Source organism: Sphingomonas sp. ASV193 (assembly GCF_040203355.1).
Taxonomy (GTDB): domain Bacteria; phylum Pseudomonadota; class Alphaproteobacteria; order Sphingomonadales; family Sphingomonadaceae; genus Sphingomicrobium.
In genome coordinates this window covers 382,956-406,951 of the sequence record NZ_JBEHBW010000001.1, presented here as the reverse complement: position 1 = coordinate 406,951, position 23,996 = coordinate 382,956, and the positions used below count along the sequence as shown (strand labels likewise).

Here is a 23,996-nt window from a genome sequence, read left to right as displayed (position 1 = left end):
GCACGAGCGCTGCCTTTTGCCAACGGCGCGGCAGCGGCAGACTTTGCCCCATGTCCTGGTGGCGTCCTTTTGCGTTCGGTCTCCGGGGTTCGGATCGGCCCGCGAATATTCCCCCGCGGCGTCGGGATCGAGCCCTGGAGACCGCGATTCGGCAGGGGCGGATCTCGGTCCGCTTCCAGCCGCAGATCAGCCCGGCGAGCGGCCGGGTGCAAGGGGTCGAGGCGCTCGCCCGGTGGGGCAGCGGCGACGCCGAGGCGTTGTTCGCGCGGGCCACGGGGGCGGGGCTCGCCGAACGACTGTCGCGCGACATCCAGCGGAAGGCGATTCGCCACGCTGCCGGATGGCGCGGGCCCCTTGCCGGTTTGCGACTGTCGATCAACGTCCTGCCGCAGGATCTGGCGCGCGGCGGCTATGTCGAATGGTTGCTGCGCGAATGTCGCATGGCGGGGCTCAACCCCCAGCGTCTGACGATCGAGATCGTCGAGAGCGCGCTGCTCGCCGACCGCGAGGCGATCGGGCTTCGCCTGCGCGCGCTGCGCGCGCTCGGGGTCCGCGTCGCGGTCGACGATTTCGGGACGGGCTACGCCAACCTCGCCTATCTCACGTCGCTTCCGCTCGACGCGATCAAGATCGACCGCGCGCTGGTCACCGACCTTGTCGACGGGCGCCGCGAGCGGATCGTGGTCAAGGCGATGATCGACCTCGCGCGCGACCTCGGCCTCAACATCGTCGCGGAGGGGGTCGAGACGCCGGCGCAACTCGCCTTGCTCGGCGGATGGGGGGTCGACAGCTATCAGGGCTTCCTCGGCGCCGAAGCGCTCGACGAGCCGGACCTGGCCGAGTTCGTCGCCGCGCGCAACGCCGCGCTCGCCGCCTAGGCGGGTTCGGGCACCTTCGTCTCCCCGGCGGCGACGACCCGCATCAGCCCGCGCGACAGCTGGAGCGCCCCGTTGAGCCGGGTCTCGCCGGTCGGCCAGTCGCGGCTTACCACCAGTTTGCTGTCGGGCCGCAGCTTCGCCGCCCCCTTCAGCCGCTGGATATAGTCGAACAGCCCGGGAAGGTCGGGGAAGCCGCTGTCGGCGAAGGTCACCACCGCGCCCTTCGCGCCGACGTCGAGCCGTGCAATGCAGGCCTTGCGGCAATTGATCTTGGTCTCGACGATGGCGAGCAGGTTCTTGCTTTCCTGCGGAAGCTTGCCGAAGCGGTCGATCAGCTCGGCACCGAACGCCTCGACCTCCTGCCGGTCCTCGAGCTCGGCCAGCCGGCGGTAGAGACCCATCCTGAGATCGAGATCGGGAACATAAGTTTCCGGGATAAGGATCGGCGCCTCGACGTTGATTTGCGGGGAAAATTCCTCGACGCGATCGGCCTTTCCGCTCTTCATCTCGAGGATCGCGTCCTCGAGCATCGACTGGTAGAGCTCGAACCCGACCTCCTTGATATGTCCCGATTGTTCGTCGCCGAGCAGGTTACCCGCGCCGCGCTGGTCGAGGTCGTGGCTGGCGAGCTGGAACCCCGCGCCGAGGCTGTCGAGGTTGGCCAGTACGGTCAGCCTTTTGTCGGCGGTCTCGGTCATCGCCCGGTCGGGGGTCGTGGTGAGATAGGCATAGGCCCGCGTTTTCGAGCGCCCGACGCGTCCGCGAAGCTGGTAGAGCTGGGCCAGGCCGAACCGGTCGGCGCGGTGAACGATCAGCGTGTTCGCGCTGGGAATGTCGAGCCCGCTCTCGACGATCGTGGTCGACAGCAGCACGTCATACTTCTTGTCGTAAAAGGCGCTCATCCGCTCCTCGACCTCGCCCGGGCTCATCTGGCCGTGGGCGGTGATCGCCTTCACCTCGGGCACTTCCTCGCGGAGGAACTGCTCGAGGTCGGGCAGGTCGGCGATCCGCGGGGCGACCATGAAGCTCTGCCCGCCGCGATAATGTTCGCGCAGCAGCGCCTCGCGCACCACCACTGGGTCCCACGGCGCAACATAGGTCCGCACCGCCAGACGGTCGACCGGCGGGGTCTGGATCACGCTCAATTCGCGAAGCCCGCTCATCGCCATCTGCAGCGTCCGCGGGATCGGGGTGGCGGTCAGGGTGAGCACGTGCACGTCCTCGCGTAGCGCCTTGAGCCGTTCCTTGTGCGTGACTCCGAAATGCTGCTCCTCGTCGACAATGACGAGCCCCAGCTTCTTGAACTTGATCGATTTCCCAAGCAGCGCGTGGGTGCCGACGACGATATCGACTGTGCCCTTTTCAAGCCCCTCCTTGGTTGCCTTGGCCTCGGCGGTCCCGACCAGCCGCGACAGCCGCCCGATCTCGATCGGGAAGCCCTTGAAGCGTTGGCAAAAGTTGGTGAAATGCTGGCGGGCGAGGAGGGTGGTCGGCGCGATCACCGCGACCTGCATGCCGGCCATCGCCGCGACGAAGGCGGCGCGAAGCGCGACCTCGGTCTTTCCGAAGCCGACGTCGCCGCACACCAGCCGGTCCATCGGCTTGCCGCTTTCGAGGTCGTCGAGCACCTCGCCGATGGCGCGGTCCTGGTCCTCGGTCTCCTCGTAGGGAAAGCGGTCGACGAACTGCGGAAAGGCGCTGTCGACCGCGGCGACCCGGCCCGGGCGCGTCGCGCGCACCGCGGCGGTCTTGATCAGCTCACCCGCGATTTCGCGGATCCGCTCCTTCATCCGGCTCTTGCGCCGCTGCCATGCCTCGCCGCCGAGCCGGTCGAGGCTCGCCCGCTCGCTATCCGAGCCGTAGCGCGACAGGACGTCGATATTCTCGACCGGGACGTAAAGCTTGTCGCCACCGGCATATTCGAGCGCGACGCAGTCGTGCGGCGCCTTGCCGACCGCGACCGACGTGAGCCCGACGTAGCGGCCTATGCCGTGGTCGGCGTGGACGACGAGGTCGCCGGGGGTAAGCGCGGCGAGTTCGGCGAGAAAGGCGTCGGCCGACTTGCGTCGCTTCTTGCGCCGCACCAGCCGGTCGCCGAGCATGTCCTGCTCGGTCAGCACGGCGACGTCGGGCGCCGTGAAGCCATGGTCGAGCGGTAGGACGAGCAGCGCCGCCTCCTGCCGCGCGCCAAGCGCTCCCTGCCAGCTGCCGGCCTCGGCAAGGCTGGTCAGGCCATGGTCGGCAAGCAGGCCGTGAAGCCGCTCGCGCGCCCCGGCGCTATAGCTGGCGAGAACGATTTTTCGTTCGGCTTTCCGTAGCTTGGCGACGTGCTTGACGACCGCTTCGTAGACGTTCTCGTTCGCCGCCCGCTCGGGCGCGAAGTCACGCGGGCCGTCGACCGCGAAGTCGATGACGCTTTCGCTCGCCGGTTCGGGGAAAGTCGTCGCGAGGTGGATCGGGCGCGCCGCCTCCGCCTCTCGCCATTCCTTCGAGGACAGGTAGAGCGCGCTCGAGGGCAGGGGGCGGTAGCTGCCCGGTTCGGCGACCATCGCCGCCTGCCGGTTGGCGTAATAATCGTCGATCGACTCGCGCCGCGCCGCCAACGCCTTGTCGGCATTGGCATCGCGGACGATGACGTCATGATCGCCCAGATGGTCGAACACCGTCGACAGCCGCTCCTCGAACAGCGGCAGCCAATGTTCCATCCCGGCCAGCCGGCGTCCGTCGCTGACCGCCTGATAGAGCGGATCGCCGGTCGCGGTCGCGCCGAACGTCTCGCGATAGCGGGTGCGGAAGCGCTTGACGCTGTCCTCGTCGAGCAGCGCCTCGCTCGCCGGCATCAGGGTGAAGGCGTCGGCCTTGCCGCTCGACCGCTGGTCGGCGGCGTCGAAGCGGCGCATCGTCTCGATCTCGTCGCCGAAGAAGTCGAGCCGCATCGGCTGCGCCTCGCCCGCGGGGAACAGGTCGACGATCGACCCGCGCACCGCGAATTCGCCCGCGTCGTGCACCGCGTCGGTCCGCTGGTAGCCGTTGGCGAGCAGCAGCGAGACCAGCGCGTCGCGCTCGATCCGCTCGCCCTCGGCAAGACGCCGCGTGAGCTGGCGGATTCGGAACGGGGTGAGCAACCGCTGCGCCGCGGCGTTGGCGGTCGCAATCAGCAGCTGCGGACGCTTGCGCGGGGCCTGCAGCGCGTGGAGCGTCGCCAGCCGCTCGGCCATGGTGCGGAGCGCCGGACTGGCGCGGTCGTAGGGCAAGCAGTCCCAGGCCGGCAGCGTCAGCACCTCGACCTCGGGCGCGAACACCGGCACGGTTTCCGCCAGCGCACGCATCGCCGCCTCGTCGGCCGCGATCACCACCGCTCGGCCGCCGTTGCCGGTGCCGTGCGCCGCGCGCGCGAGATCCGCCGCAAGCCATGGCAGGAAACCCGCCGGGACACGCGACAGGGTAAGCGGCGACGTCGCCTTTAGAATCCGTTGCAAGTCGCTCACTTCGCTACCTTTATATAATCCAGCGCGCGCATCGCGCCGATTAGCGGTGTGTAGATCGCGGGCGCTTCCTGCGCGCCGATCGCCCAGGCCATGATGTCGACGTCGGTCTCGGCGAGCAGCGCCGCGAACAGCGCGCGCCGGTCGGCGTCCCAGCTCGCGTGATGCGCGTCGAAGAAGCCGCCGATCATCATGTCGGCCTCGCGCGTGCCGCGGTGCCAAGCCCGGTACTTCAACGCTCGCAGCAGTTCGTCCACCTGGGCGGTCTCCAATGGCCATGAGCCCGCCGGCGAAAATCCGCCGCAGGTGCCACGCGCGCCCATGTAGGCAGCGGCCCCGCATCTGGCTAGGGTCGACCGCGATGCGCCCCGACCTGCTCAACCCGATGTTCGCCGAAGTCGAGGCGCTGAAGGGGGTCGGGCCGCAGGTCGCCAAAGGGCTCGCCCGGCTCGGCCTGGCCCGCGCGATCGATCTTGCCTATCACCTCCCGGTCGGAACGATCGACCGTATCCGAGCGGTCGAGGCCAGCCCCGCGCTCATCGGGCGGACCGTCATCCTTGACGTCACGCCGTTCGAGATGCGGTCTGGGCAGGGACGCGCGCCGCTTCGGATCTATGCGAGCGACGCCGCGCAAAACACGGTGACGCTGACCTTTTTCAACAATCCCGCCTGGGCGAAGAAGCAGCTCCCGCTCGGCGAGACGCGGACCGTGGTCGGCCGTCTCGACGCCTACGGGCAGGAGTTGCAGATCGTCCATCCCGACGTTCTCGCCCCCGACCAGGCCGCCGCGGTCGCGATCCGCGAGCCGGTTTATGGCCTCACCGAGGGCATCGCCAACAAAAGGATGCGCGAGCTCGCGCTCGCCGCGCTCGATCGCGCCCCCGACCTCGCCGAGTGGATCGAGCCGTCGCTGCTCGCCCAGCGCCACTGGCCCGCGTGGCGCGCGGCGCTGGCCGAGGCGCATGCCGACCCCGCCGCGACCGCCGCGCGGCAGCGGCTCGCCTATGACGAGATCTTCGCCAACCAGCTCGCCCTGACGCTGCTTCGCCAGTCGGCGCGGCGCAAGAAGACCAACCCGCTTCGCGGCGACGGCCGGCTGATCGCGAAGCTGCAGCTGCCCTATACGCTGACCGGGGCGCAGCGCCGGGTGGTCGAGGAAATCCGCGGCGACATGGGGCAGGACAAGCCGATGCTGCGCCTGCTGCAAGGGGACGTCGGCTCGGGCAAGACGCTCGTCGCGCTGCTGGCGATGCTCGAAGCGGTCGAGGCGGGGGCACAGGCGGCGCTGCTCGCCCCGACCGAGATCCTTGCCCGCCAGCACCTCGTGACGTTGCAGCGGCAGTGTGAGCCGATCGGGGTGCGGGTCGCCATCCTCACCGGGCGCGAAAAGGGGCGTGCGCGCGAATCGGTGCTGATGGGGCTCGCCGACGGGTCGATCGACATTCTCGTCGGCACCCACGCCATATTCCAGCACCATGTCGGCTACCGCCGGCTCGGGTTGATCGTGATCGACGAACAGCATCGCTTCGGCGTGTCGCAGCGCCTGCTGCTCGCCGAAAAGGCCGAGCAACCGCCGCACCTCTTGGCGATGACCGCGACTCCGATCCCGCGGACTCTGACGCTGACCCAATATGGCGAGATGGACGTCAGCCGGATCGACGAGATGCCGCCCGGGCGCACCCCGGTCGAGACGCTGGTGGTAAGTGAGGAAAAGCTCGCCGACGTCGTCAACGGACTCGCGCGGCACCTCGCCGCGGGCGGGCAGGCCTATTGGGTCTGTCCGCTGGTCGAGGAGAGCGAGGCGACCGATGCCGCCGCGGCCGAGCAGCGCGCCGCGACGTTCCGCCAGCGGTTCGGGCTGGAGCGCGTCGGGCTGGTCCATGGCCGGATGAAGGGGCCCGACAAGGATGACGTCATGGCGTCGTTCGCGCGCGGCGACCTCGGCGTGCTGGTGGCGACGACGGTGATCGAGGTCGGGGTCGACGTGCCCAACGCGACGCTGATCGTGATCGAGGGGGCCGAGCGGTTCGGGCTCGCCCAGCTTCACCAGCTGCGCGGGCGCGTCGGGCGGGGCGGGGGGCTTAGCCGCTGCGTGCTGCTGCGCGGGCCGGTGCTGAGCGAGACCGGGCGGGCGCGGCTCGCGCTGATGCGCGAGACCACCGACGGCTTCCGCATCGCCGAGGAGGATCTCCGGCTGCGCGGTCCCGGCGAAATCCTCGGCACCCGCCAGTCGGGCGAGCAGCAGTTCCGCGTCGCGACCCCCGAGGACGTCGCCGAGCTTGCCGCGCCCGCGCAGCAGGACGCGCGACTGTTGCTCGACCGCGACGGCGGGCTCGCCAGCGCGCGGGGGCAGGCGGCGAGGACCGCGCTGTACCTGTTCGAACGCGACCAGGCGGTGGCGCTGTTGCGTTCAGGGTGAACGGGTGCGAGGCAAGGCGATGCCCAGCCTGATCCTCCCCATGCTCGCGGTCCTGTTCGCCGGGGCGCTGATCGCCGTCCAGGCCCCGACCAACGCGCTGGTCGCCAAGGCCGGCGGTTCGCCGCTGATCGCCGCGCTGGTGAGCTTCGGGGTCGGCGCGGCGGCGCTTTTGGCGGTATGGGTGGTGCGCGGGCCGCGGGTGTCGCCCGCCGCGTTCCGCGACCTGCCCTGGTATGCGTGGCTCGGCGGGCTTTACGGCGCGGCGTTCGTCGGCATCGCCGCCTGGGCCGCGCCCCGGCTCGGGCTCGCCTCGCTGATTACCATCGGCATCGCCGGGCAGATCGCGATGGCGCTCTACCTCGACTCGATCGGGGCGTTCGGCCTGCCGAAGGAACCGCTGTCGGCGACCCGGCTGATCGGCTCGCTGATCGTGTTCGGCGGGGTCTATCTCGTTCGCCGCGGCTAGGCCGCGACGACCAGCCCATGCTTCTTCGCGCCGAAGCTGACCCGCGCGCCGGGCCGGGCGATCGCGTGCGGGTCGCCGACCTTTTCGCCGTCGAGGCGGACCGCGCCCTGATCGATCCCGCGCCGCGCTTCCTTGTTCGACGCGGCGAAGCCAAGCGCGACCAGCGCGGCGACGATGCCGATGCCCTCGTCACCGGCCGCCACGGTGGGCAGGTCGCCCCCGGCCGCGCCTTCGGCGAACGCCTTGCGCGCGGTTTCCTCGGCGGTCCGCGCCGCCTCCTCTCCGTGCAGCATCGCGGTCGCGGCATTGGCCAGCGCGACTTTCGCCTCGTTGATCGCCTGGCCTTCCAATTCCTCAAGTTTCGCAATCGTTTGCAGGTCGAGGTCGGTAAACAATCGCAGGAACTTGCCGACGTCGGCGTCGGCGGTGTTCCGCCAGAACTGCCAGTAGTCGTAGGGGCTCAGCTGGTCGGCATTGAGCCAGATCGCGCCGCGCGCGGTCTTGCCCATCTTCCCCCCGTCGGCGGTAGTGATCAGCGGGGTCGTCAGCCCGAACAGCTCGGCCCCGTCCATCCGCCGCGCGAGTTCGATCCCGTTGACGATATTGCCCCACTGGTCCGACCCGCCGAGCTGGAGCCGGCAGCCCTCGCGCCGCGCGAGCTCGCGGAAGTCGTAGGCCTGGAGGATCATATAGTTGAATTCGAGGAAGGTGAGCGGCTGCTCGCGCTCGAGCCGAAGCCGGACGCTATCGAAGGTCATCATCCGGTTGATGGTGAAATGCGGGCCGACCGTCCGCAGCAGCTCGATGTAATGAAGCGGCTCGAGCCAGTCGGCATTATTAACGAGGATTGCCCCGCTCGGGCGTCCCTGTGCATCTTTGGCACCGAAGTCGAGGAAGCGCTCGAACACCTTGCGGATCGAGGCGATGTTCGCGTCGATGTCGGCGTCGGTCAGCATCTTGCGCGATTCGTCCTTGCCCGACGGGTCGCCGACCTTTGTCGTGCCGCCGCCCATCAGGACGATCGGGCGATGCCCCGCCTGCTGCATCCGCCGAAGCATCATGATCTGGACGAGGCTCCCGACGTGGAGGCTCGGCGCGGTGGCGTCGAAGCCGATGTAGCCGGTCACCGGCCCCCGCGCGGCCAGCGCGTCGAGCGCGGCGCCGTCGGTCGCCTGGTGGATGTAGCCGCGCTCGTCGAGCAGGCGGAGGAGGGAGGATTCGAAGGCCATGCGCTCCCCTAACCGCTCGCCCCGCGCTTGTCGAAGCCATGCATCTTCGCCAATCCTGCGCGACGATGATCGCCCAAGACCTCGTCCCGCACCCCGCCGCCGGGCCCGCCGCGCCGCCGTTCCGGCTGTGGGTCAACGTCAATCGTTCGGCCGCGTTCGGGCGCGAGGCGACGCTCGACCTGACCTATTGTATCGGCGCGCCGCTTGCCCGCTTCCTCGTCGCCGACAGCGATGCGCCCTCGCGCGGCGACGAATTGTGGCGCACGACCTGTTTCGAGGCGTTCGTCCAGCTCGAAGGCGAGAGCGGCTATCGCGAATATAATTTCGCTCCGTCGGGCGACTGGGCGGCGTACGACTTCACCGCGCCGCGCGAGGGAATGCGCGAACCCGAGCTCGCCGCCGCCCCCTATGTCCGGCGCGAGGACAACCTGACCTGGTGGACGCTCGGGGCGACGATCGCGGTCCCCGCCGATCGCGCCCTCCGGCTCGGCCTTACCGCGGTGATCGAGGAAACCGACGGCACGAAGAGCTATTGGGCGCTCGCCCACGGCGGCGCGTCGCCCGATTTCCACGATCCCGCTTGCTTCCGCGTGGCGCTGCCGGAATAGCGGGCGCATGAAATTCGGCATCGAACGGCTGCTCGCCGACCCCGCGCTCCGCGCCCCGCTCGAAGGCAAGCGCGTCGCGCTGGTCGCCCACCCGGCCTCGGTCACGCGCGACCTGACCCACAGCCTCGACGCGCTCGCCGCTTGCGACGGCATCCGCCTCGCCGCCGCCTTCGGCCCGCAGCACGGGATCAAGGGCGACAAGCAGGACAACATGGTCGAGAGCGCCGACTTCACCGACCCGGTCCACGACATCCCGGTGTTCAGCCTCTACGGCGAGGTGCGCCGCCCGACCGGGCAGATGATGTCGACCTTCGACGTGGTGCTGGTCGACCTGCAGGACCTTGGTTGCCGCATCTACACCTTCATCACCACGCTGCTCTACATGCTTGAGGCCGCCGCCGAGCACGGCAAGAGCGTGTGGGTGCTCGATCGGCCCAATCCCGCCGGTCGCCCGGTCGAGGGTACGACGCTGCTGCCAGGCTGGGAGAGCTTTGTCGGCGCGGGACCGATCCCGATGCGCCACGGGCTGACGCTGGGCGAGCTTGGCCACTGGTTCGTCGACCATTTCAAGCTCGACGTCGACTATCGGGTGATCGCGATGGAGGGCTACGATCCCGACGCCGCGCCGGGCTTCGGCTGGCCCGCCGACCGGGTGTGGGTCAATCCGTCGCCCAACGCGCCCAATCTCAACATGGCGCGCTGCTATGCCGGGACGGTGATGCTCGAAGGCGCGACGCTGAGCGAGGGCAGGGGGACGACCCGCCCGCTCGAGCTGTTCGGTGCCCCCGACGTCGACGGACGCGCGGTGATCGCGGCGATGCGCGACATCGCGCCGCACTGGCTCGCCGGCTGCACGCTGCGCGATACCTGGTTCGAACCGACCTTCCACAAGCATGTCGGCCAGCTCTGCTCAGGGGTAATGATCCACGCCGAGGGCGATGCCTATGACCATCGGGCGTTCCGCCCGTGGCGGGTGCAGGCGCTCGCCTTCAAGGCGATCCGCGCGCTTCATCCCGGCTACGAGCTGTGGCGCGATTTTCCTTATGAATATGCGTTCGGCAAGCTGCCGATCGACGTTATCAACGGCGGTTCCGGTTTGCGCGAGTGGGTCGATGATCACGCGGCGACGCCCGCCGACCTCGACGCCCTCGCCGGACCAGACGAGTCGGCGTGGGTCGAGGCTCGTCGCCCGTTCCTGCTCTACTGAACCTGCTTGGCCCGGTCGGGCGCGCTTTCGGGCATCTTCGCCATCGCGATCAGCCCGACCCCCGCGACGCCGGTCAGGTACCAGGCGATGGTCATCGGTTCGCCGGTCACCTTCAGCAGCCACGTCACCACCAGCTGGGTCGTCCCACCGAGCAGCGCCACTGGCAGCGCATAGACCAGCGCGAAGGCACGGCTGCGGATCTCGCGCGGAAGCGCCTCGCCTATCGCGGCATAGACTGCCGAATATTGAAAGCCGATCAGCATCTGCAGCAGCAGGTTGGCACCGACGAAGGCCACGATCGTCCGCTCGGCGATCAGCCACCAGAAGATCGGGACGATCGCTACGGTAAACGCCAATTGCGGCCAGATCATCAGGGGGCGGCGCCCGTGACGATCGGCAAGTGCGCCGCCCCAGAGCGCGAAGACGACGGCGATGCCATTGCCCGCAAACTCGCCCGCCATGGATGTCGCCGCTGAGACGTGGAGCGTGTTCTGGCCAAATGTGGCCATGTACTGGAAGATGTAGTTGGCGATCGTCCCGGTGCCGATGATCACAAAGCCCAGCACCATCACTCGCCAGTGCTTGCCCGACCGCGAAAAAGCCTCGTCGGCATTCTCGGGCTGGTCGATCGTCTCGGGTAGCCCGCTGCGGACGACCAGCGCTAGCGGCACGATCAGCAATCCGCCTGCCAGCGCGATCCGCCAGCCAATGGTCGCCAGCTGCGCGTCGCTCAACTTCAGGCTCAGCATCAGGCCGACGAGCGCACCGACCGTCGCCGCGATCGACTGGCTCGCCGATTGCCAGCTCATCACATAGGCGCGCCGCGGTCCCGCCGCCGCTTCCATCAGGTACACCGTGGCGCTGCCGACCTCGCCGCCGAGCGCGAAGCCCTGGATCAGCCGCGCGACCACCGCCAGCACCGGCGCCGCCACCCCGATCGCGGCATAGCCGGGGGTGAAGACGAGGATGGCGATGCCGATCCCCATCAGCAGCATCGACAACAGCATCGCCGGCTTGCGCCCGCGCCGGTCGGCGTAGGTGCCGAGGACCAGCGCCCCGAACGGTCGCGACGCGAAACCCGCGCCGAAGGTCGCGAGGCTCGCCATCAGGCTGACGAACGGGTCCTTCGACGGGAAGAAGGTCTGGCCGATCTGGATTGCGAAAAAGGCGAAGGTGATGAAGTCGTAGAATTCGAGCGCGTTGCCGAGCGTCGCCGCGACCACTGCCCGACGCGGGATCGGCGCGCGGGCGGCAGGCAGTGGCATGTCCGGCGCTTCGACGAGATCGACCATGGCCCGCTCCGCCTGCTCAGTTTGTGCGCGACCCTCCGCCCAAGCGGGCAGGAATGCAAGTCGGCGCGCGGGGCGGGCTCACCAGTGAGACGAGCACGAAGCTGATGTACATCAGCAGGTACCAGGCACCGAGCTTGCCAATCGGAACCAAGTGCCAGCCGCCCGCCTGCGCGGGGTAGCGCCAGGCATTGGCGAAGGTCCCGATATTCTCGGCCAGCCAGATGAACAGCGATACCAGCAGCCAGCCGAGCAGCAGCGGCATCGCGCGATAACGATCGAGCGTGCGAAACATCACGCGCGTGCGCCAGTAGAGAAGGCTGATCAGCGCGAACAGCAGCACGCGAACGTCAGGCAGCCAGTGATGAGTGAAGAAATTGGCATAGATCGCCGCCGCGAGAAGCACCGACCAGCGCCGCCGCGGATAGCCCACGAAGCGGAAGTCGAATCCGCGCCATACCCGCGCGATGTAGCTGCCAACACTCGCATACATGAAGCCGCTGAACAGCGGAACGCCGCCGATTCTCAGCAGCGACGGTTCGGGGTAGGTCCAGCTGCCGTGCGCGGTCTTGAACAATTCCATCGCCGTTCCGACCAGGTGGAAGATGAGGATTACCGACGCCTCGCGCCACGTTTCGAGCCGCGTCGCGAGCAGTGTCCCCTGGACCGCCAGCGCCCACAGCGTCAGCGCGTCGTAACGGGCGATCGGCGCGCCCGCCGGCCACCAGAAGTGCGTCAACAACAGCGCGCCGAGCATCAGCGCGCCGAACAGGCACGCCCACCCCTGCTTGAACACGAACAGGGCAAACTCGAACAGCAGGTGCGGCGCGCCGGCGCGGACGTGGCGCTGCTCGAGCGCCTCGCGAATTGTGCGAAAGCGACTGTGACCTGCGCTCAAGCGCGCTTCGCGAGCGCGCGCATCGCCTCGTCCAGCCCCGCGAGCGTCAGCGGGTACATGCGTTCGTTCATCAGCTGCTGGAGGATCCGGGTCGAGGCAGAATAGCCCCAATAGGCCTCGGCGGTCGGGTTGATCCACGCCGCGGAGGGGTAGGCGTCGGTCAGCCGCGTGAGCCACACCGCGCCGGCCTCCGCATTATAATGTTCGATCGATCCGCCGGCGTGGGTCACTTCGTAGGGGCTCATCGCCGCGTCGCCGACGATCACCAGTCGATGGTCGCGGCCATATTTATGAATGACGTCGAACGTCGGGGTCCGCTCGGCGTGGCGCAGCCGGTTGTCGCGCCAAACGCCCTCGTAGATGCAGTTGTGGAAGTAGAAATGCTCGAGGTGACGAAATTCGGCGCGCGCCGCCGAGAACAGCTCCTCGGCGACCTTGACGTGCGCGTCCATCGACCCGCCGACGTCGAGGAACAGCAAAAGCTTGACCGCATTGTGCCGCTCGGGCCGCATCCGGACGTCGAGCCAGCCCTGCCGCGCGGTCCCCTCGATCGTCCCGTCGAGGTCGAGCTCGTCGGCCGCGCCCTCGCGCGCGAAGCGGCGGAGGCGGCGAAGCGCGACCTTGATGTTGCGGGTGCCGAGCTCGCGGCCGTCGTCGAGATCACGGAACTCGCGCTTCTCCCACACCTTGATCGCGCGCCCGTGCCGCCCCGGCCCGCCGATCCGCACGCCTTCGGGATTGTAACCGCCATGGCCGAACGGCGAGGTGCCCCCGGTGCCGATCCACTTGTTGCCGCCCTGGTGGCGCCCCTGCTGTTCGGCGAGACGCTCCCTGAGCGCCGCCATGATCTCGTCCCACGAGCCGAGCGAGGCGACCTCGGCCATTTGCTCGGGGGTCAGATAGGCCTCGGCGACCAGCTTCAGCCACTCCTCGGGAAGCGCGACCCGCTCGTCCTCGCCGCTCGCGCCGGGGCCGATGAGCCCCTTGAACACCTCGGCGAACAGCTGGTCGAAGCGGTCGATCTGCGCCTCGTCGTGAACGAAAACCGATCGCGCCAGATAGTAGAATTGCTCGGGATCCTCCTCGATCACTCGCGCCTCGAGCGCCTCGAGCAGCAACAGATGCTCCTTGATCGAGGCGGGCAGCCCGCCCTTCCTCAGCGCGTCGACGAACGAGATGAACATGGGCCCGAGATAGGCGCGGGGGCCGCGCGGAGTCGAGCGCGGGCGTGGTTAACCCCGTTTTAAAACCTCTCTGCCAATCCGTGGCGACATTCGAGTGGGGAACAACCGGCCATGGCCACGCAGGGCATCGAGGAAATTACCGAGAACGCGATCCGCACGGTCGCGCGCGATTGCGGGTCGCTGTCGATCGAGTGCAGCGACGTCGCCGGCTACGTCCAGGGCGTCGCCGCGCGGATCGGCGCCAATCTCAAGGTGCTCGACGGACTCGAGGAGGTAACCACCCGGCTCCTTACCGACCAGGCGCGGGTCAGCGATTCGACCGACGAAGCGCGGCTCCTGTCCGAGCAGGCGCGGGTGAAGCTCGAGGCGGGGCGCGAGGCGATCGAGAGCACCATCGAGGGGTTCAAGGGCCTGACCGATCTCGTCGTCCAGCTCGGCGAGCGGATGGCCGGCTTCGCCACCGCGATGAACCAGGTCCAGTCGGTCAGCTCGACGATCGAGGCGATCGCGCGCAAGACCAACATGCTCGCGCTCAACGCGACGATCGAGGCGGCGCGCGCGGGCGATGCCGGGCGCAGCTTCGCGGTCGTCGCCGCCGAAGTGAAGAAGCTGGCGCACGATACGCGGACTGCCACCAGCCAGATCGCCGAGACGATCGGCGACCTGACCCGCGAGGCGGGGGCGGTGACCGCCGAGATCCGGACCGGGGTCGACCAGAGCCGCGCCGCGCAGGCGGGCATCGGCCAGATCAGCGACACCGTCCGCGAAGTCAGCGAAATCGTCGGGATGGTCGACCGCCAGACCGAGGGCATCGCCCATTCGACCGGACTGATCCAGACCAGCGTCGATCGCGTCAAGGCCGGGCTCAGCGCCTTCGCCGAGGACGCGCGCGAGAATGGCGGCGAACTGGTCGATGTCGAACGGCGGCTGTCGCAGCTCGAGATGATGAGCAACACCATGCTCAACACGCTCGCCAACTCGGGCGCCGAGATCGACGACACCCACATGATCAACAAGGGGCTCGAGGTCATGGCCGCGATCCGCACGGCGGTCGAAGGCGCTATCGACCGCGGCGAGATCGGCCTCGACGAGGTGTTCGACCGCAATTACGTCAAGCGGCCGGGAAGCAACCCCGAGCAGTTCGACACCGCCTTTTGCGATACCGCCGACCGGCTGGTCCAGCCGATCATCGATTCGGTGCTCGCCGCCGACAACCGGATCATCGGCACGACCATCGGCGACGTGAACGGCCATCTGCCGACCCATTTGTCGACTCGGTCGCGGCCGCAGGGAACCGACCCGGTGTGGAACGACGCGCATTGCCGCAATCGCCGGATCCTGATCGACGACCAGACCCGCTTCGCGCTGGCCAGCGATACGCCCACGCTGATGACCTACATGATGAGCCGCGGCGACGAGCATATCGCGGTCAAGAACGTCTACATCCCGCTGCGCTTCAAGGGCCGCCGCTGGGGCAATCTCGAACTCGCCTACCGCGACGACTGATCGCTCAGCGTATCGCGTCGAACGCCTGGTCGAGGTCGGCGAGAAGGTCCTCGGCGTCCTCGAGGCCGATGTTGAGCCGCACCAGCCGCGGGCCCTCTGACGCGCTCGGCCGGTCGAGGTCGGGATAGGTCAGCGCGAGGCTGACCGTGCCGCCCCAGCTGTAGCCGATCTTGAACAGGCGAAGCGAATCGACGAACCGCGAGGCCGCGCCAGAAGTCTCGCTAGCCAGCACGATCGAGAAAATCCCCGCCGAGCCGGTGAAGTCGCGCTTCCAGACATCGTGGCCGGGACAGCCGGGCAGCGCCGGGTGAAGCACGCGCGCGACCTCGGGCCGGGCCTTCAGCCACTCGGCGATCCGCAGGGCGCTCGTCCCGACATGCTTCAGCCGCAACGGAAAGGTCGCCAGCCCGCGAAGCACCAGCGCGCAATCGTCGGGCGAGGCGCCGAGCCCCATCACGTGGCGCGCCTCGGCCAGCCGGGCGGCAATCGCCGGGTCGCGCGCCGAGGCCGAGCCCATCAGCACGTCGCCGTGGCCCGCCTGATACTTGGTCAGCGCCTGTACGCAGACGTCCGCGCCATGCCCGAACCCGTCGAGAAGCACCCCGGCGGCGTAGGTATTGTCGAGCGCGACCAGCGCGCCGCGGGCATGCGCCGCGCGCGCGATCGCCGGAAGGTCGGGCACTTCCATCGAGATCGATCCCGGGCTTTCGATCCACACCAGCGACGTATTCTCGCGGATTTGCGCCGCGATGCCCTCGCCGACAAGCGGATCGTAGCTCTCGATCTCAATCCCCAGCCGCGCCAGGAACCGCCCCGCGCGGCCGTTCGGGCCATAAGCGTTGCGCGGCAGCAAGACATGGTCACCCGCCTTGCACAGCGCGAGATACGTCAACGCGATCGCGTTCAGCCCGCTCGGCACGAGTTCGACCGAATGCGCGCCTTCCGACTGCGCGATCCGCGCGGCGAGTTCGCGGTAGGTCGGGGTGCCGTGGAGCCCGTAGCGATATTGCGAATCGCTTGGCCGGTCCTCGCCGACGTCGGCCATGTCGGCGAACAGCACCGTCGAGGCGCGGTAGACCGGGGTCGCCAGCCCCTCGAACGCGCGGCTCGCCCGCACCAGCGGGTGGAGCAGCCGGGTCGCGAGACCTTCGTCGCGCGGCGCCTCGTCGCTCATCCCTTCCTCGCTCATCCCTTCCCCGCTCATGCCTTTCTCCGGGCCATGAACGCCAGTCGCTCGAACAGCATCACGTCGGCCTCGTTCTTGAGCAGCGCGCCGTGGAGCGGCGGGATGGCCTTGGTCGGGTCGCTGTTCGCCAGCACGTCGAGCGGCATGTCCTCGTGGAGCAGCAGCTTCAGCCAGTCGAGCAACTCGCTGGTTGACGGCTTCTTCTTCAGCCCCGGCGTGTCGCGCAACTGGTAGAACATCTCGAGCGCGCGGTTGACGAGGATCTTCTGAATACCCGGAAAATGGACCTCGACGATGTCCTGCATCGTGTCGCGGTCGGGGAAGCGGATGTAATGGAAGAAACAGCGGCGCAGGAAGGCGTCGGGCAGTTCCTTTTCGTTGTTCGAGGTGATCACGACGACCGGGCGCTCGGCCGCCTTCACGGTCTCGCCGGTTTCGTAGACGTGGAACTCCATCCGGTCGAGTTCCTGCAGAAGGTCGTTGGGAAACTCGATGTCGGCCTTGTCGATCTCGTCGATCAGCAGGACGGGGAGGGTCGGCGAGGTGAACGCCTCCCACAGCTTGCCCTTGCGGATGTAATTGGAGATGTCGTGCACCCGCGGGTCGCCGAGTTGCCCGTCGCGAAGCCGCGCGACCGCGTCATATTCGTACAGCCCCTGGTGGGCGCGGGTGGTCGACTTGATGTTCCACGCGATCAGCGGCGCACCGAGCGCGCGCGCAATCTCCTCGGCGAGGACGGTCTTGCCCGTTCCCGGCTCACCCTTGACGAGCAGCGGGCGGCGAAGCGTGACGGCGGCGTTGACCGCGACCTTGAGGTCGTCGGTGGCGATATAGGTCGAGGTCCCGGAAAAACGCATGGCGCGCCCGGGCTAGGTAGCCCCGACGGCCGGGTCAATCCTCGCCGCGTGCCTGCGCGCGCGCCTCGAGCAGGTCGAACAGCGCGCGATGCTGGAGCAGAAGCTGCTCGACCCCGAAGGCGAGCGCGCGTTCGGCGGCGAGCCCGCGGACCCCGGCATCGAGGGCGGCGGCGAGGTCGAGCCGGTCGGGCAGCATCGCGGCGGGGATCTCCATCCCCGCGCGGCCGGCGACCCGGTTGAGCAGCGCGCGGGCCGAGGGCCAGTCGCCGATCAGCGCGGCGCAGGCGCCGAGCGCGACCCCGCTGCGTTCGGAGCGGGCGAGTGTCTCGATCGCGTGGCGCTGCGCGACCATCGCCGATTCGGTCTCGGCGGCGCCGGGGGTCGACGGCAGCGGGCCGGCGGCGGCGGTCAGGCGGACGAGGAACAGCCTTTCGCGCTCGAACATCGCGCCGGCGTCGCCGAGCCAGTCGCGCGCGGCGCCGGCGGGGGCATAGTCGTGCGCCAGCTGGATCAGCCCAGGGTGACGGCCGTGAAGCTGGCAGAGCAGGTGGACCGCATCGGCGAGGTCGCGCGCGAGGGTCGGGCCCTGGCGGCTCTCAAGCGACTGGCGCCAGTCGTGTGCCGACGCGCCCTCGACCGCGACCCGCGCCAGCTGCACGTCGACGGCGCGCGCCGATTGCCCCTCGATTGCGTTGGCCATTCCCATTCCCTTGCTTCCTTCAACCCGCACGCCTTATCTGGCGGAGGGCCTAACCCAGCGACGTAAAGACGAGGTTTCCGCGCCCGAAACCTTTTGGTCAGGGAGGTTAAGAAGCGGCCCGAATCGGGACAAAATTGCGTCGACGCGCGCCTCGCGGAGGCTTTAGTCGTCGCGACGGCGACCGCTATAGTCGATACGGATCAGTACCCAGCTGCCGACCATGAACTGGCCGTTCTTCTTCGGCGGCTTGACCTTGAACTGCCACGCCGCCTGCCGGACCGCGCGGGCGAGCCGCGAGCCCGGCGTTTCGCCGATTTCCTGACAATCGTCGACGCGAAAGCCGGGGTAGGTCTTGCACGCCACCTCGCCGAAGCCGTCGGCGGCGTTGGCGGGCAGGTAGCCGCCGAGCTCGGCATCGGTCGGGCGGCGCAGCCAGTCGGCGGCGTAGAGCGTCTCGCCGTTGGGACCGGTGCCGACTGCGTCGCTGTCGCCAGGCCCGCCGCCGGGCTTGTTCGAGCCAAGATTCGAAATGTCCGCCGCCGCCATGTCCGACGCGCTCATCTTGAGCAGCGTCGTCGGCGGGCTCTTGGGGGCCGCGACCTTGCTCGGGGAGGCGACCGGCGGGGGAGGGACGACCGGGGGCGTGACCCGCCGCTGGGCCTTTTGCGGCGCCGCCTTGTCCGCCGCCGGCTGCTCGTCGCGCCCGAGGTCGAGCGTGGTGATCGTTCCGTTCGGCTTGCCGACGCTGGCCATCGGCACCACGGTGCGGAGCCCGATAAGGAGCAGCAGGACCGCGAGGTTGACAAGGATCGCCAGCGCCATCCCCGACAGCCGTCGCCGCGTCGGGGTCGCTTCATAGGCGTGGACTGGGCGGTAGACGGAAGCCACGGGCCTCGGGATTTGCGGGTTGCGTCTCGAGGCGGCGGTTAAGGCGAGCGTGGGTGAACGGGATGTGAAGCGACCGGCGAGGCCGCCGCGTCAACTTCCGCGACCGGCCATCTCGCCGATCACGATCAGGCCGCGTCGCGGTGATCGACCAGCATATGGTCGTTGTCGGGCACGGTCGCGGCGTCCGCCGGGCGCGAACCGCGCTCGTCGGGCATCGCCCTGCGAAGCACCAGCACGAGCAGCGACAGTAGGAGGTAGGCGCCGACCGCGGCGGCGATGTTCCACACCAGCGCCACGCCGAACGCGGCGCGCAGCCAATTGGGGTTAATCCCCAGATCGTCGCCGATGGCCTGGCAGGTGCCGAGGATCGTCTCGGGGTGCGAATGCACGCGCGGGCGGTCGATCGGGGTGGAAGAAACGGGCGGGGTCACGCTCAGCATCGGTTGGGTTCCTTCGGCCGGGACTGGCCTTGCCCAAATCAAAGCAAGGGCCATGCCAACCGGCGCATATCTCGCGGTTTCAACTGGTTACCGCAGCGCCGCATTTCAAGTTGAAACTGACCAACTGGCGTCGGGTGCCGATGAGTGGCGAAATTTTCGGCGAACGCGCGCGCCTTGCCGACAGTCGCGCTTGTCGGCGGGCGAACGGCGTGGGACAGCGAGGGCCGTTCGTCCCGCCCGGAGTTTCACCGTCATGCCGACCCGCCCGTTGCTCGCCGCCCTGTTCGTCACCACCGCCACCGCCGCGATCGGCGCGTCGGCCCCGAGTGCGCCGGTACATCAATATGGCGGGCTGACGCTCGCGCCCGCCGGCGATCGGATCGCGACGATCGAGGGCGGCGGTCGCGGCGGCGGCCACGGAGCGATCCGGCTTCGCGCGGTAAGCGATGGGCGCTCGCTCGGGACGATCGACCCTTGTCCGGCGTGCAGTTACGCCGACCTGGCCTTCGCGCCCGACGGGCGGCTCGCCTTCGTCGCGCGCAGCGGCAAGACCTCGACGCTGATGATCGCGCCCGCCGGCGGCGGGGCGGCGCGCGCGCTCGGCTCGGTCGAAGGACTCGTACAGGCGCCGACTTTTTCGCCCGACGGCTCGCGGATCGCGGTGCTGGTGACGATCGGCGCGACCAAGGAGGCCGGGGCGACCCAAGCCGGCGCGCGGCAGGTCGGCGAGATCGGCAACAGCTTCGACGAGCAGCGGATCGCGATCGCCTCCTCGACCAGGGCCGGCGCTCTTACCCCCATCTCGCCCGCCGACACGTTCATCTACGAGATGGACTGGACCCACGACGGCCGCTCGCTCCTGGTCAGCGACGCGCCGGGCGACGGCGATGCCAACTGGTGGACCGCGACGCTCGACCTGGTCGACGCGAGCAGCGGGGCGATGCATCGCCTCGCCGCGCCGCCGCACCAGATCCGCTACCCCAAGGTCAGCGCCGACGGGCGAAGCGCGCTCTACATCGGCGGGCTGATGAGCGATTATGGTGCGTCGGGCGGCGACGTCTGGTCGGTGCCGCTGGCGGGCGGGGCCCCACGCAACCTCACGCCGGGGATGCGTGCGACCGCGCTGACGCTCGACATGAGCCGCGCCGGCCCGGTGGTGACCACGCTGGCCGGCGACCGGATGCAGCTCGGGCTGCTCGGCGCAGCACCCTATTATTCTGCGCCGGTGTCGCTCGGCGCGGCGCAGCTGTCGGCCGACGGGCGGACGATGGCGGCGGTGGTGCAGGACTTCGAACATGCGCCGAAGATCCTCGCCGGACCGGTCGCCGCGCCGCGTGCGATCACCCACGACAACGAACTGCTCCCCGCACCGGCCAAGGCGCAGAGCCTCACTTGGACCAGCGGCGGCTACACCGTCCAGGGCTGGCTGCTGTCGTCTCCGACCATGGCGGCCGGGACCAGGTCGCCGCTGCTCGTGTCGGTCCACGGTGGCCCGTCGGCGGCAAGCACGCCGCGCTATTCGAACGGGGAGGGGAGCCTCGCCCCGTGGCTGGCGGCGGGATACCGGGTGCTGATGCCCAACCCGCGCGGCTCGTTCGGACAGGGCGAGGCGTTCACCCGCGCCAACATCCGCGACTTCGGCGGGGGCGACCTCGACGACATCCTCGCCGGGATCGACGCGGCCAAGAAGGTCGCCGCGGTCGACGAGAATCGGCTGGGGCTGATGGGGTGCAGCTATGGCGGGTTCATGGCAATGTACGCCAACACCCGCACCAACCGGTTCAAGGCGATCGTCGCCGGCGCGGGCCTCTCGAACTGGATCAGCTATTACGGCACCAACGGGATCAACCAGTGGATGATACCGTTCTTCGGCAAGTCGGCCTACGACGACCACAAAGCCTATGAGGACGTCTCGGCGGTCTACCGGGTCGATAAGGCGCGCACCCCGACTTTCATCTATGTCGGCGAGCGCGACATCGAGGTGCCCCCGACCCAGTCGATCGAATGGTATAATGCGCTCAAGGCCAAGGGCGTGCCGGTCAGCCTAGTGATCTATCCCGACGCCGGTCACTGCGTCGGCGACCCGGTGCAGCACCTCGACGTCATGCGCCGCGCCAAGGCCTGGTTCGACCGCTACCTCAAATGAGACGGGAGAGGGGGGCGCGTCGACGAATGGCACTTTTCGCTGCGCGCGGCGACGATGATGGATACCATCCACTGTCGAGGAAGGCGTGAACCTGTGTCCGTCGACGTTAATCGGCATCCGGGCGTAATGATTCACGAGTAAGCGACGCTGCCGAGTTGCCTCGAGGCCGCCTAATGCGGTGAGTCTTTTCGTGAAGGTTGGCTAAGGAGATCATTGATGGACATTAGCCGTATCGGCGTCGCTACGGCCATGGCCGTAGCGTTGATCGCCGCGTCAAGCGCACCGGTCGCGCCCGGGAATCGCATGGCCTATTGTCGCGGCGAGGTCAGTTCGATGTACGGCACCAAGCCACTCTATGTGAAAACCGGCAGGTTGCTGCGCGCCCGCGATGGAACGACATCCGTCAGCGGTACCGCCGACAAGGGCAGCGAGGGCATCAAGAAGTTCAAATGTCGCTACGACAAGCGAGGCCGCTTCATCGACGTCTTGGCGATGACTCCGGACGGCGAATAGCGAGTCGTCGTCCGGCGGAGCGTTGCACGACGCGACCTCGCCGGCCGCGTTACTGGTCTAGGAAGCTGCGCATCTTTCGGCTTCGGCTCGGGTGCTTGAGTTTCCTCAAAGCCTTCGCCTCGATCTGGCGGATACGTTCGCGGGTCACGCTGAACTGCTGGCCGACTTCCTCGAGCGTGTGATCGGTGTTCATGCCGATGCCGAAGCGCATGCGTAGCACGCGCTCCTCGCGGGGGGTCAGCGAGGCGAGCACCCGCGTCACCGTCTCCTTAAGGTTCGCCTGGATCGCGGCATCGACCGGGATGACCGCGTTCTTGTCCTCGATGAAATCGCCCAAGTGGCTGTCTTCCTCGTCGCCGATCGGCGTTTCGAGGCTGATCGGCTCCTTGGCGATCTTCATCACCTTGCGAACCTTTTCGAGCGGCATCGACAGCCGCTCGGCGAGCTCCTCGGGGGTCGGCTCGCGGCCGGTTTCGTGGAGGAACTGGCGGCTGGTGCGGACCAGCTTGTTGATGGTCTCGATCATGTGCACCGGAATACGGATGGTGCGCGCCTGGTCGGCGATCGAGCGGGTGATCGCCTGGCGGATCCACCAGGTTGCATAGGTCGAGAATTTGTAACCGCGGCGATACTCGAACTTGTCGACCGCCTTCATCAGGCCGATGTTCCCTTCCTGGATCAGGTCGAGGAACTGCAGCCCGCGGTTGGTGTATTTCTTCGCGATCGAGATGACGAGGCGCAGGTTCGCCTCGACCATCTCCTTCTTGGCGATCCGCGCCTCCCGCTCGCCCTTCTGGACCTGGTTGACGATCCGCCGGAACTCGGGGAGCGCCATGCCTGTCGACTGGGCGATCTCGGCGATCTCGGCACGAATCCGCTCGACCGGCCCGGCCTCGGCCTCGGCGAAGGCCGCCCACTTCTTGTCGGTCCCCTTGACGCTTTCGAGCCAGCTGTCGTCGAGCTCGTTGCCCATGTAGCTGTCGAGGAACGCCTTTCGCGGCACCCGGTGACGTTCGGCGAGGCGGAGCATCTGCCCGCCCAGCGCGGTTAGGCGCCGGTTGAACGAGTAAAGCTGGTCGACGAGATATTCGATCTTCGCGGCGTGGAACTGGACGCTCTCGACCTCGGCGGTCAGCTGTTCGGACAGCTTGGCGTATTTCTTCTCATCGGCGGCCGGGAATTCGGCCCCGGTGCCCATCGCCGCGAGACGCGCCTGTTGGAGCTTGCTGAACTTCTTGAAGATGCCGGTGATGGCCTCGAACTTCTCGAGCGCCATCGGCTTCAAGGTTTCTTCCATCTGCGCGAGGCTGAGCGTGTTGTCCTCGTCGTCGTCCTCGGCCTGCGGCTGGGTGCGACGATCGACCATGTCCTCGTCGTCGTCGTTCTTGCCCGCTTCGGGCTCGTCGGCGACGTCGTCTTCTTCCTTGATCGACGGACCGCCCGCGGCCTTTTCGCTGATCTCGCCGTCGTCGGCGCCTTCCTCGGCCTCGGTCAGCTGCTCGGCGGTCGGGCCCTTGCTCAGCATCGCCTCGAGATCGAGGATCTCGCGAAGCTGCATCCGCCCTTCGTTGAGCGCATTCGACCAGTCGATGATCGCGTTGAAGGTGATCGGGCTTTCGCACAGCCCCCAGATCATCGTGTCGCGACCCGCCTCGATCCGCTTGGCGATGGCGATCTCGCCCTCGCGGCTGAGCAGTTCGACCGCGCCCATTTCGCGCAGGTACATGCGGACCGGGTCGTCGGTGCGGTCGACCGCTTCCTTCTTGGTCGCGACGGCGGGGCGCGACACTCCGTCGTCGAGCGGGTCGACCTCGTCCTCGCTCTCCTGCTCGGGCTCCTCGTCCTCGTCCGAATCGTCCTTTTCGACGACCTGCACGCCCATCTCGTTGATCGCGGCCATGATGTCCTCGATCTGGTCGGGACTCATCTGGTCGGACGGGAGCGCGGCATTCAGCTCGTCGAGGGTGATCGTCCCCTTCTTCTTGGCGCGCGCGATCAGCTTCTTGATCGACGCGTCGTTGAGGTCGATCAGCGGCGCGTCGCCGGCGTCGATGTCGGTATCGGATGTGTCGTTTTTCGCCATGTCGCCAGATTCTA

20 protein-coding genes are annotated in these 23,996 nt (G+C 68.3%); 8 read left to right on the top strand and 12 right to left on the bottom strand.

The features are described from left to right. Nucleotides 1–50: 50 nt before the first annotated feature. The gene (locus ABDK56_RS02160) at nucleotides 51–878 is read left to right on the top strand and encodes an EAL domain-containing protein (RefSeq protein WP_349806419.1); all 828 of its coding nucleotides are present in this window, start codon (nucleotides 51–53) and stop codon (nucleotides 876–878) included. Here the strand turns inward: ABDK56_RS02160 and mfd are convergent. Together mfd and ABDK56_RS02150 are read right to left on the bottom strand one after the other, a co-directional pair. Then, complete coding sequence (mfd, locus tag ABDK56_RS02155; RefSeq protein ID WP_349806418.1) at nucleotides 875–4,366, bottom strand: transcription-repair coupling factor; 3,492 nt, start codon at nucleotides 4,364–4,366, stop codon at nucleotides 875–877. The genes ABDK56_RS02160 and mfd overlap by 4 nt on opposite strands. Then, the gene (locus tag ABDK56_RS02150; protein ID WP_349806417.1) at nucleotides 4,363–4,635 is read right to left on the bottom strand and encodes an FAD assembly factor SdhE; all 273 of its coding nucleotides are present in this window, start codon (nucleotides 4,633–4,635) and stop codon (nucleotides 4,363–4,365) included. Before ABDK56_RS02150 ends, mfd begins: the two co-directional genes overlap by 4 nt. Before the next feature lie 89 nt (nucleotides 4,636–4,724). Between ABDK56_RS02150 and recG the strand changes: the two genes are divergently transcribed. Continuing rightward, the gene (gene recG, locus ABDK56_RS02145; protein ID WP_349806416.1) at nucleotides 4,725–6,782 is read left to right on the top strand and encodes an ATP-dependent DNA helicase RecG; all 2,058 of its coding nucleotides are present in this window, start codon (nucleotides 4,725–4,727) and stop codon (nucleotides 6,780–6,782) included. 19 nt (nucleotides 6,783–6,801) lie between these two features. Beyond that, nucleotides 6,802–7,248 carry a DMT family transporter gene (locus tag ABDK56_RS02140; protein WP_349806415.1) on the top strand — a complete coding sequence of 149 codons (447 nt, stop codon included), beginning with the start codon at nucleotides 6,802–6,804 and terminating at the stop codon, nucleotides 7,246–7,248. Here the strand turns inward: ABDK56_RS02140 and tyrS are convergent. Next, a complete protein-coding gene (gene tyrS, locus ABDK56_RS02135) occupies nucleotides 7,245–8,477 on the bottom strand; it encodes a tyrosine--tRNA ligase (RefSeq protein WP_349806414.1) in 1,233 nt (410 codons plus the stop codon). The two genes, ABDK56_RS02140 and tyrS, sit on opposite strands and share 4 nt — an antisense overlap. A gap of 65 nt (nucleotides 8,478–8,542) precedes the next feature. Between tyrS and ABDK56_RS02130 the strand changes: the two genes are divergently transcribed. Next, nucleotides 8,543–9,085: a DOMON-like domain-containing protein gene (locus tag ABDK56_RS02130; RefSeq protein ID WP_349806413.1), complete on the top strand. Its 543-nt coding sequence runs from the start codon at nucleotides 8,543–8,545 to the stop codon at nucleotides 9,083–9,085. Between the two features lie 7 nt (nucleotides 9,086–9,092). Next, on the top strand, nucleotides 9,093–10,292 hold the full coding sequence (locus ABDK56_RS02125) for an exo-beta-N-acetylmuramidase NamZ family protein (RefSeq protein ID WP_349806412.1): 1,200 nt from the start codon (nucleotides 9,093–9,095) through the stop codon (nucleotides 10,290–10,292). On the opposite strand, the gene ABDK56_RS02120 is transcribed toward ABDK56_RS02125, so the two are convergent. Genes ABDK56_RS02120 through ABDK56_RS02110 form a run of 3 tightly spaced genes read right to left on the bottom strand, consistent with a single transcriptional unit; the run spans nucleotide 10,286 to nucleotide 13,663 of the window. Beyond that, nucleotides 10,286–11,557: an MFS transporter gene (locus ABDK56_RS02120; protein ID WP_349806411.1), complete on the bottom strand. Its 1,272-nt coding sequence runs from the start codon at nucleotides 11,555–11,557 to the stop codon at nucleotides 10,286–10,288. The genes ABDK56_RS02125 and ABDK56_RS02120 overlap by 7 nt on opposite strands. Nucleotides 11,558–11,600: 43 nt before the next feature. Beyond that, entirely contained in the window at nucleotides 11,601–12,479 is an 879-nt protein-coding gene (locus ABDK56_RS02115) for a DUF817 domain-containing protein (protein ID WP_502959248.1), read from the bottom strand. Next, nucleotides 12,476–13,663 (bottom strand): vWA domain-containing protein, encoded by a 1,188-nt coding sequence (locus ABDK56_RS02110; protein WP_349806410.1) that lies wholly within the window; start codon nucleotides 13,661–13,663, stop codon nucleotides 12,476–12,478. The genes ABDK56_RS02115 and ABDK56_RS02110 overlap by 4 nt, the downstream gene beginning before the upstream one ends. A 111-nt stretch (nucleotides 13,664–13,774) precedes the next feature. Between ABDK56_RS02110 and ABDK56_RS02105 the strand changes: the two genes are divergently transcribed. After that, nucleotides 13,775–15,169: a methyl-accepting chemotaxis protein gene (locus tag ABDK56_RS02105; RefSeq protein WP_349806409.1), complete on the top strand. Its 1,395-nt coding sequence runs from the start codon at nucleotides 13,775–13,777 to the stop codon at nucleotides 15,167–15,169. 4 nt (nucleotides 15,170–15,173) lie between these two features. Here the strand turns inward: ABDK56_RS02105 and ABDK56_RS02100 are convergent, their stop codons facing one another. The 5 genes from ABDK56_RS02100 to ABDK56_RS02080 all read right to left on the bottom strand — a co-directional run bounded on the left by ABDK56_RS02100 (nucleotide 15,174) and on the right by ABDK56_RS02080 (nucleotide 19,240). Further along, entirely contained in the window at nucleotides 15,174–16,373 is a 1,200-nt protein-coding gene (locus ABDK56_RS02100; protein ID WP_349806408.1) for a cystathionine beta-lyase, read from the bottom strand. Further along, nucleotides 16,370–17,212 (bottom strand): AAA family ATPase, encoded by an 843-nt coding sequence (locus ABDK56_RS02095; RefSeq protein ID WP_349806407.1) that lies wholly within the window; start codon nucleotides 17,210–17,212, stop codon nucleotides 16,370–16,372. The genes ABDK56_RS02100 and ABDK56_RS02095 overlap by 4 nt, the downstream gene beginning before the upstream one ends. A gap of 34 nt (nucleotides 17,213–17,246) precedes the next feature. Continuing rightward, entirely contained in the window at nucleotides 17,247–17,912 is a 666-nt protein-coding gene (locus ABDK56_RS02090) for a DUF6975 family protein (RefSeq protein WP_349806406.1), read from the bottom strand. Between the two features lie 162 nt (nucleotides 17,913–18,074). After that, nucleotides 18,075–18,800: an energy transducer TonB gene (locus tag ABDK56_RS02085; protein WP_349806405.1), complete on the bottom strand. Its 726-nt coding sequence runs from the start codon at nucleotides 18,798–18,800 to the stop codon at nucleotides 18,075–18,077. A gap of 125 nt (nucleotides 18,801–18,925) precedes the next feature. Then, nucleotides 18,926–19,240, bottom strand: a complete 315-nt coding sequence (locus ABDK56_RS02080) for a PspC domain-containing protein (RefSeq protein ID WP_349806404.1) — start codon at nucleotides 19,238–19,240, stop codon at nucleotides 18,926–18,928. A 253-nt stretch (nucleotides 19,241–19,493) separates the two neighbouring features. On the opposite strand from ABDK56_RS02080, the gene ABDK56_RS02075 reads away from it, so the two are divergent. Further along, nucleotides 19,494–21,386, top strand: a complete 1,893-nt coding sequence (locus ABDK56_RS02075; protein ID WP_349806403.1) for a S9 family peptidase — start codon at nucleotides 19,494–19,496, stop codon at nucleotides 21,384–21,386. Between the two features lie 216 nt (nucleotides 21,387–21,602). Beyond that, nucleotides 21,603–21,899, top strand: a complete 297-nt coding sequence (locus ABDK56_RS02070; RefSeq protein WP_349806402.1) for a hypothetical protein — start codon at nucleotides 21,603–21,605, stop codon at nucleotides 21,897–21,899. Between the two features lie 49 nt (nucleotides 21,900–21,948). On the opposite strand, the gene rpoD is transcribed toward ABDK56_RS02070, so the two are convergent. Then, the gene (gene rpoD / locus ABDK56_RS02065; protein WP_349806401.1) at nucleotides 21,949–23,982 is read right to left on the bottom strand and encodes an RNA polymerase sigma factor RpoD; all 2,034 of its coding nucleotides are present in this window, start codon (nucleotides 23,980–23,982) and stop codon (nucleotides 21,949–21,951) included. Between the last annotated feature and the right edge of the window lie 14 nt (nucleotides 23,983–23,996).